8 protein-coding genes are annotated in these 7,419 nt (G+C 63.7%); 2 read left to right on the top strand and 6 right to left on the bottom strand.

Annotated elements, in window-relative coordinates; translation table 11 throughout:
* Positions 1 to 208: 208 nt before the first annotated feature.
* The 5 genes from AC1D1W_RS19080 to AC1D1W_RS19060 form a co-directional block, all read right to left on the bottom strand.
* The gene (locus tag AC1D1W_RS19080) at positions 209 to 382 is read right to left on the bottom strand and encodes a hypothetical protein (RefSeq protein WP_243181387.1); all 174 of its coding nucleotides are present in this window, start codon (positions 380 to 382) and stop codon (positions 209 to 211) included.
* Between the two features lie 412 nt (positions 383 to 794).
* Positions 795 to 1,049 (bottom strand): hypothetical protein, encoded by a 255-nt coding sequence (locus AC1D1W_RS19075; RefSeq protein ID WP_476944507.1) that lies wholly within the window; start codon positions 1,047 to 1,049, stop codon positions 795 to 797.
* 177 nt (positions 1,050 to 1,226) lie between these two features.
* The gene (locus AC1D1W_RS19070) at positions 1,227 to 1,898 is read right to left on the bottom strand and encodes an RraA family protein (protein WP_476944506.1); all 672 of its coding nucleotides are present in this window, start codon (positions 1,896 to 1,898) and stop codon (positions 1,227 to 1,229) included.
* A 127-nt stretch (positions 1,899 to 2,025) separates the two neighbouring features.
* Complete coding sequence (locus AC1D1W_RS19065) at positions 2,026 to 3,012, bottom strand: hydroxyacid dehydrogenase (RefSeq protein WP_476944505.1); 987 nt, start codon at positions 3,010 to 3,012, stop codon at positions 2,026 to 2,028.
* A gap of 7 nt (positions 3,013 to 3,019) precedes the next feature.
* Complete coding sequence (locus AC1D1W_RS19060) at positions 3,020 to 4,345, bottom strand: MFS transporter (protein WP_476944504.1); 1,326 nt, start codon at positions 4,343 to 4,345, stop codon at positions 3,020 to 3,022.
* A gap of 196 nt (positions 4,346 to 4,541) precedes the next feature.
* On the opposite strand from AC1D1W_RS19060, the gene AC1D1W_RS19055 reads away from it, so the two are divergent.
* Positions 4,542 to 6,065, top strand: coding sequence for an IclR family transcriptional regulator (locus AC1D1W_RS19055; protein ID WP_476944503.1), 1,524 nt, complete (start codon positions 4,542 to 4,544; stop codon positions 6,063 to 6,065).
* Between the two features lie 417 nt (positions 6,066 to 6,482).
* Positions 6,483 to 7,031 (top strand): recombinase family protein, encoded by a 549-nt coding sequence (locus AC1D1W_RS19050; RefSeq protein WP_476944502.1) that lies wholly within the window; start codon positions 6,483 to 6,485, stop codon positions 7,029 to 7,031.
* 87 nt (positions 7,032 to 7,118) lie between these two features.
* Here AC1D1W_RS19050 and AC1D1W_RS19045 read toward each other — a convergent pair.
* Positions 7,119 to 7,419: hypothetical protein (locus AC1D1W_RS19045; RefSeq protein WP_476944501.1), on the bottom strand; the 301-nt coding region annotated here is incomplete at its 5' end.

The following is a 7,419-nucleotide window of genomic DNA, read 5'->3' as shown; positions in this document are numbered from 1 at the left end:
ATCGCGCAACCCTTGACACTGCGCGCATGGACATCCAAACCGACGTAGGTACGCTTGTTCATGGCTGGAACCTCCAGACGTTCAAATGTGGCTCTACCAGTCCACACCCGCACCAGAATGCGGAACAGACCGTGGGCCGGCAACCCACGAATCTCTTTGAACCCGGGGKTCCAGTCCTACTTCAGGCAACCACCACACTTCATATTGTCTAGGGGGCGGTATCGGCGAGAAGATCAGCGATGAACTCGGCATATCTCAGCTCACCCTCGGCGTCCTCCACGGTGAGAACCGGGCGGCGACGACCATTATCGCCACGTGGATCCGCGACCAGGAGCTGGACGACGGGAGCTTGCCTCTGGGCATTCGTTTCAAGAGCAAGCATGGCGGGGGAGATTGTTGGGCGTACTGGCTGCGCCGCAGGGATGACGGACTGGACGGCGACGATATGTCCTCCGATTCGGGCGCTGCGATCCATGCCCACAATCCGGCGCTGCTGACCGTGGCGGAACGCTTGGCATCAGGATCTGGTGAGCGGGAAAATCGCCCACTCAGCCGCCGTGGCCGCCGTCAAACGTCTCTGCACCAAACGGCAACCACTGCAGCGTCGAAGCCCAATCGGTTTCGGTCGTCTCCCTGGCATCTCAAATACGATCGTATTTGAGATGCTGGAGATAGCGCCGAAATCGACTTCAGTGGGCCTCAGCGCTGTAGTAGCTGCCGTTTGATGCAGACGGCCGTTGACAAAATGCAGGACGGTGCACGATTTGCTGACCGCACTCCCGGCTCGAAGCGGTTTAGTCGTGAAGGGCGCCAGTGGTCATGCGGTAGGAGGAGATTCCTTCGAGTTGTCTGGGTTCAACCCAGACCTGGAAGCCTTGAGCGGCTTCGAAGAGTGTCCTGGTGGACTTTTCGTCGGATGCTATCCAGATCATGGAGGAGTCGGGCATCGCGTCGTCGACGATCCCTGTGCGGATGACTTCCCCATGTTTCTGGATTTCGACCGGGGCGCCGATGAGGCGTGCCCATTCGTGATGGCGGTATCTGGTCATCTCTCGTTTTCCTCGGTCTTGGTGGGCGATGCGGAAGTGGACCTGATGCGGCGTGGCCGGGGGTGGCCTCTGGGCTTATGCCACAGAGGCCACCGGTGTTTCTGTCGATGACATCCCGGCCGGGAGTCGGGGAGGTGGTGATGGCGGCGGGTTAGACGATGAGCGCCGCTGGGGTTCTTAGTTGGTGCTTGCCATGGCCGGCGCTGCTGCACGTACGGCGGAGTTCCGTATTCTCACCCGGAGATCTTCCTCGAATTTGTCGATGTCCGCGAGCCTGGTGAGGATGCCCTGGGCGCGTTCGACGGGTATGACGGCGACCCCGTCATCGTCGGCTGTGATGAGGTCGCCGGGGTTGACGACGGTGCCGCCGCAGGCCACCGGCACGGAGACGGCGCCGGGCCCGTATTTGGCGGGTCCTGCCGGTGAGGCCCCGCGGGCCCAGACGGGCAGGCCAAGTTCCCTTATTGCCGCGCGGTCGCGGGTCAGTCCGTCGATGATGACACCGGCGATGCCTTTGGCGAGGCAGATTTCGGCCAGGAGATCGCCGAATACGGCCCGTGTTGTTCCTCCGAGGGCGTTGATGACCAGCACGTCACCGGGTTCGGCGTCGTCGAGGGCGCGGTGAATGGCCAGGTTGTCGCCCTCCCGGGTCAGCACGGTCAGTGCCGGACCCACACACCGGGCGTTGGCCCATTGTGATGCGATGCCGGTGTCCATGAGGTTGAGCCGGTCCATGGCGTCACCGACATTGGCTGTGGGGTACCTCTTCAGGCTTTTGATGAGCCCTGAGGGAGCGTTGGTTGGACGGGGGCTGACGGTGAGTGATTTGGTTGATGCGTCGATAAACATGGTGTCTCTCGCTAGCTCGATCGGTGCGAATTTGGGCCGCTGCGTCACGCAATGAAGCGGTTCTAGGGATTGGTTCGGGCCGGGCATGCGCGCCGGCTGGTGGGACGGCACGACGTTCTTCCCTCTGTTAGGCGTGGGCGGGGGCAGCGATGGTGTTCACTGCGTGTGCTGGCCGCTGGCCGGCGAGGGCCTGCCGGATGGCCTGCAGCGCGCCGCTTCCGGCGGCAAGAAAGGCCTCTTCGCTTTGGCCGGCGACATGCGGGGTCACGATCAGGTTCGGCACCCCTGCGATCTGGATCTTGGAGTGTGCGATGGGGTCCTTCATGTCCACGGACTCCCCTTCAAGGACATCGAGCCCGGCCCCGCCCAGATGGCCGTCCTGCAACGCCCGGGCCAGGGCTTGTTCATCAATGAGGCCGCCGCGGGAGGTGTTGATCAACACCGATCCTGGCTTCATTCGTGCCAGGGCCTCGGCATCAATGATTTGGGCGGTCTGTTCGGTCAGCGGCATGTGCAGGCTGAGAACGTCAGAGCCGGCGAGAACCTCATCGATAGTCGCCGGAGAGGCACCTGCGGCCTGGATGGCGGATTCTTCTACGAAGGGATCGTGGACCAGGACATGCATGCCGAATCCCTGCCCAATTCCGGCGACCATGCGGGCGATGTTGCCGAATCCGAGCAGTCCGAGGGTGCGGCCGTGCAGTTCGAAGCCGTTCATCTGGGGTTTGGCGGACGCCCATTGCCCGGAAGTGGTTTGGGCGGCCCCGTAGGGGACCTTCCTTGCCAGGGAGAGCAGGAGGGCGAAGACGTGCTCGGCGACGGCGCGGCTGTTGCTGCCCGGAGTGGTGGTCACCCAGATGCCTGCGTCGGTGGCCGCCTCGATATCGACGTTGTCCGTTCCTACTCCGTGGCGGGCGATGATGCGCAGCCGGGGGGAACTGTCGATCTTTTCCCGGTCGAAGAGTTCGGCGCGCAGCAGGACGGCGTCAATACCGTCGCGGACGTCTTGGTAGCGGACGGCGTCCGGGCCGTAGCCCAGATGGACCTGGCCCAGCGCGCTGAGTTCTGCCAGCACATCGGTGTGGATCTCGTCAGAGACGTAAAAGGTCGGCACGGTGTTCCTAGCGGTAGAGATGGGAGGCAGGGGTCAGGGTGTTCTTGCGTACCGTGCCGAGCAGCACGGCCAGGCCCAGGGCGCCGAAGGCGATGAGCATGTAGGCCGGGATCATGCTGTTGCCCGTGCTGTCGATCAGCCAGGTAGCCACGTACGGGGCGCCGGCACCGCCGAGCACGGCCCCGACACTGTGGCCAAAGGCGACGCCGGTGTGGCGGACCTCGACGGGGAAGAACTCCGGCATGGCCGCGTAGGTGCCGGCCTGGCAGAGGGCGTAGGGCACCATGCCGAGGAGCAGTCCGAAGATCGCCAGCGACACCGAGCCGGCATTCATGAGCATGAAGGAGGGGAACGTGAGCGCGATGTAGGCGATGTAGGAGGCCGTCAGCAGGCGTTTGCTGCCGATGCGGCTGCCGAGTTGGCCGGCGAGGGGGATAAGAAGCGCCGCGGCGGTGACGGCGATCAGGACTATGGTCGCTGCCTCGGCTTTGGAGAAGTGCAGTACGGTGCTGAAGTAGACGGCCACGTAGACGGTGCCGAGGTAGGTGCCGATGTTCTGCACAAGGGAGATGAAGAAGACCTTCGYCAGGCGCGAGCGGTGGTTCCGGAACAATTCAGCGACGGGGGTCCGGGTCGTCTGGCCCTTGCCCGCGCTCTGGGTAAATTCAGGACTGTCCTCGATCTTGAGCCGCATGATCAGGCAGAGGATGCCCAGCGGGATCGCGAGCAGGAACGGGATCCGCCATCCCCACGACTCCATCTCCGCCGCGGGCACGAACGTGGCCGCCAGGGCGGCCAGTCCCGCAGCGCCGGCCTTGCCGAGGACACCAACACTGGGAATGAAGGAGATATAGAGGTTGCGGCGCTCGACCGGGGCCCACTCGCGGATATAGGTGGCCGCGCCGCCGATCTCACCGCCTGCGGACATACCCTGCAGCATCCGCAGCAGGCCCAGCAGGATCGGTGCCCAGATACCGATCTGCGCGTACGTCGGCAGCAGCGCAGTGAACCCGGCAGCTGCGCTCATCAGGATGACCGAGCCGATGAGGCTGGCACGCCGGCCGTAGCGGTCCCCGATGCGTCCGAAGAAGATCGCGCCCAGCGGCCGGACCAGAAAGGCCGTGCCAAAGACCAGGAAGGTATTGAGCAGGCCCGCCACCGGATCGCCGCTGGGGAAGAACACCACGGCGAGCGTCGCGGCGACATAGCCGAAGACACTGAAGTCGTAGTACTCGATGAAGGTGCCGAACGCCGCGACAGCGGTGGCCTTCTTCGCTTTTTTCAGATGAACGGCGTCCGCTACCGGGGGAACGGACTGACTAACCTGGGGCATCTTTGCTCCTATAAAAAATGGGACAGTGTCCTAATATGTATTTCAAGTGTGATGTGCGCCATGGTGTGCTGTCAAGCGCCCATGGCGGGGACGAATGCGTCTGTCCCTCCACCGCTGCCGCCTTCGCTGACGGTAGCGTGGTGAAAGCAGATCCGGCCCCGAGGGGGACCCGGAGTATCAAGAGAGTGGTGGAACCGTGGTCAGCGAGAGTGGCGTAGCAGGGAACGAGCGCATTGTTGAGGTCCTGCACGCCTTGGTGACCCGCCCAGATGCGACCGGCGTACGTGAACTCGCACTGGCCTTGGGCGCGAGCCGCAGCACCGTTAACCGTGTCCTGCTCGGCCTGGAAGAACACGGGCTGGCGGCCGTCAGCGGCAACGGAAACTATCAGGTCGGACCGCGGCTGCGTGTCCTAGGTGCCGCACTGCACGCACGCCACCCGCTGCTGCGCAGCGCTGAAGCGATCATTGAACGCCTGGGCGAACAATCCGATGCGACTGTCCTTATCGCTGTTCACGACGCACCACGACCCAGCGCCGTTGTTGTCGCTTGCCGGCGGCGGCCCGGACCCATCAAGTATCTGCTCGAGCCCGGGACGGTCTTGCCCCTCCACGCCGGCGCAACCGGCCGCTCGATCCTGGGCCGACTGGGAATCGGCGCCCTGGGTGAACGGCAGCTGGAGGCGCACACTCCCGATACCGTCACCGAGCGCGCCGAACTGGAACGACTCCTCACCGAGGACCGCCGCGCCGGATACACGATCAGCGTCGGGCAGCAATTTCCCCTGGCCGCGGGTGCTGCAGCGTCATTTCAATGTCACGGACTGACCGGATCCGTCTCGATCACCCGTCCACGCTTTCTCACCGGCGACGAGGACCTTGCCCGATTCGGCCCGATGGCGCGGCAAGCGGCCCGCGACATCGAAGCCGCATGTGCCGGAAATCAAGCATCGGGGAATCTGACACCCATCACGTACCCTCCCGGTTCCACTGCCGTGGAACGCCTTGCCCGTCTGGTCACCGCGCTGGTTGCCGAACCCGACGGGCTGCCCACCGGCTACGAGCTCGCGCGCGGAATTGGAGCCAACATAGCCACCACCAACCGCCTGGTCTCCACCGCCCTGACCACAGGACTGGCTCTGCAGCACCACGACACACTGCACCCCGGCCCCCGCCTGTTTCACTGGGCAGCCCATCTGGGTCCTTCGGTGGACACAGCTGTTGTCGCACATCCCATTCTCCGCGGACTTGCCAAGGAATCCGGTGAAACCATCGGACTCATCCAATTCCATGCCGACACCAGACAGGCCGTGATGACGACAGTGGTGGACGGCGTCCGGCCTCTGCACTACGGTCTTGCTTCAGGTGTGGCTATTCCCCTCTACGCCGGCGCAGGCGGGAAAGCCATTCTCGCCCACTGTCCCCCCGGTGATCTTGACGCGCTCACGCTCGAACCCCTCACCGAACGCACCCAAACAGACCGGCGAGCCCTCGAAAACGATCTCCAAACCATACGGGAGCGCGGATGGGCGACCGGCGAGGGTGAGCGCATTCCCGACGCCTTCGGCGTCAGTGCCCCCTACTTCGTCGACGGCACCATCGCTGGATCCATCACCGCCACCGTCACCAGACTCCGCCTGCCCGAACTCGACGTAGAGGCCCTCGCTCACATGGTCCAGCGTTCAGCCCAGCAGCTCACACGCACCCTTTCAGTCCCCTAAAACAGCGCCGGTCAGACGTCACGCCGGACTCCTCTGCTCGATGGCCGGCAGCCGACGCAGAACATCCTCGCCAGATGTTCGAGGTGTGCCGGGACCACGAAGTCCGGGTGACGCCACAGGAGCTCTCAGGCGACTTGCACTTCCGCACGGCGACACAACAAATCTTCGGGAACCTCGTCAGGAGTGAAGCTCTGAAATGGCACTCGAAGTCCTCAGTCATGCATGCCACCGCCGGGCTGGCCGTACCGTCTTGAAAAGGATCCAATACTGAGACGCTCGGATTGCTTTTGAGGTGGCGTGAGGAATGGCGAGGAATTGGCGGTTCGACACGCCCTTCCACAGTCTCAGAATGCCGTCCAACAACAGATTGCCTCATAAAGGCAATTTGATCGGGATTAAGAGAATGGTGGGTCGGCCGTGGCCGTTATCGGGTACGCGACGGTTTCCACCGCGGAACAGAACCTCGATCTGCAGCTCACTGCACTCCAGGCCGCCGGCGCAGCCCGGACCTTCGCCGATAGCGGCGTCAGCGGTTCCACGGTGGAACGCCCTCAGCTGTCCAGAGCTCTGGACCGGCTGGAGGCCGGCGACGTACTCACCGTGTGGAAACTGGACCGCCTGGGCCGCAACACTAGGCACGTCCTGGACATCATCGAGAACATCCGGGAGAGGGGAGCAGGCTTCCGGGCCCTGACCGAAGGACTCGACACTACCGGGCCCATGGGCACCGCAATGCTGACGATCATGGCCGCGTTCGCGCAACTGGAGCGTGACACGATGATCGAACGCACAAGAGCCGGCCTCGCAGCGGCCGCGGCCAACAGCCGCCACGGCGGAAGGCCCCGCAAAGTCGATGACGCGGCCGCTGCCCGGGTCAGACAACTCAAGGGCAAAGGGGTCAGTGCCTCCGACATCGGCAAGATGCTCGGAGTCTCCCGCGCCACGGTTTACCGGTACCTCCTCTAGGCCCAGCAGCTACAGCTTGAGGTCCAGTTGAATCTCGCGAAGAGTTTGCGGTTTCGGGCATCAGCCCTGGTTCTCAGGGGGTGATTTTCATATTTGGGTTTTGAGGGCTTCTTCGTAGAACGCAAGACGGGTGGCCGCGCGTGCCATGTCGTGCTGGTCCTGGACGAACGAGTAGGCGATCCAGCAGCCGGCGAGAAGGATTATCAGGGCTATGCACAGAGATGAGGCGAAAGGTCCTACCCATGATGCTGTTGCCGGGCCGAGCAATGGGAGGGCAACCAGGATGACGCCAACGTAAAGCGCGGTGTAGGCGCCCAGGCTGCCGCCGCTCAGGTGCGCTGCACGGGTGCGGTGAGTGCGCAAGTCTTCGAATTGTTTGTTCTCGTCC

The sequence above is a fragment of the Arthrobacter sp. P1_B4 genome (assembly GCF_056406555.1).
The sequence above is the reverse complement of the archived record's forward strand: the minus strand, read 5'-3'. Positions and strand labels throughout refer to the sequence as shown.

Coding starts and splice junctions, on each gene's coding strand:
- AC1D1W_RS19075 (WP_476944507.1), bottom strand. CDS start 1,049: ATGACCAGATACCGCCATCACGAATGGGCACGCCTCATCGGCGCCCCG.
- AC1D1W_RS19080 (WP_243181387.1), bottom strand. CDS start 382: ATGCTTGCTCTTGAAACGAATGCCCAGAGGCAAGCTCCCGTCGTCCAG.
- AC1D1W_RS19070 (WP_476944506.1), bottom strand. CDS start 1,898: ATGTTTATCGACGCATCAACCAAATCACTCACCGTCAGCCCCCGTCCA.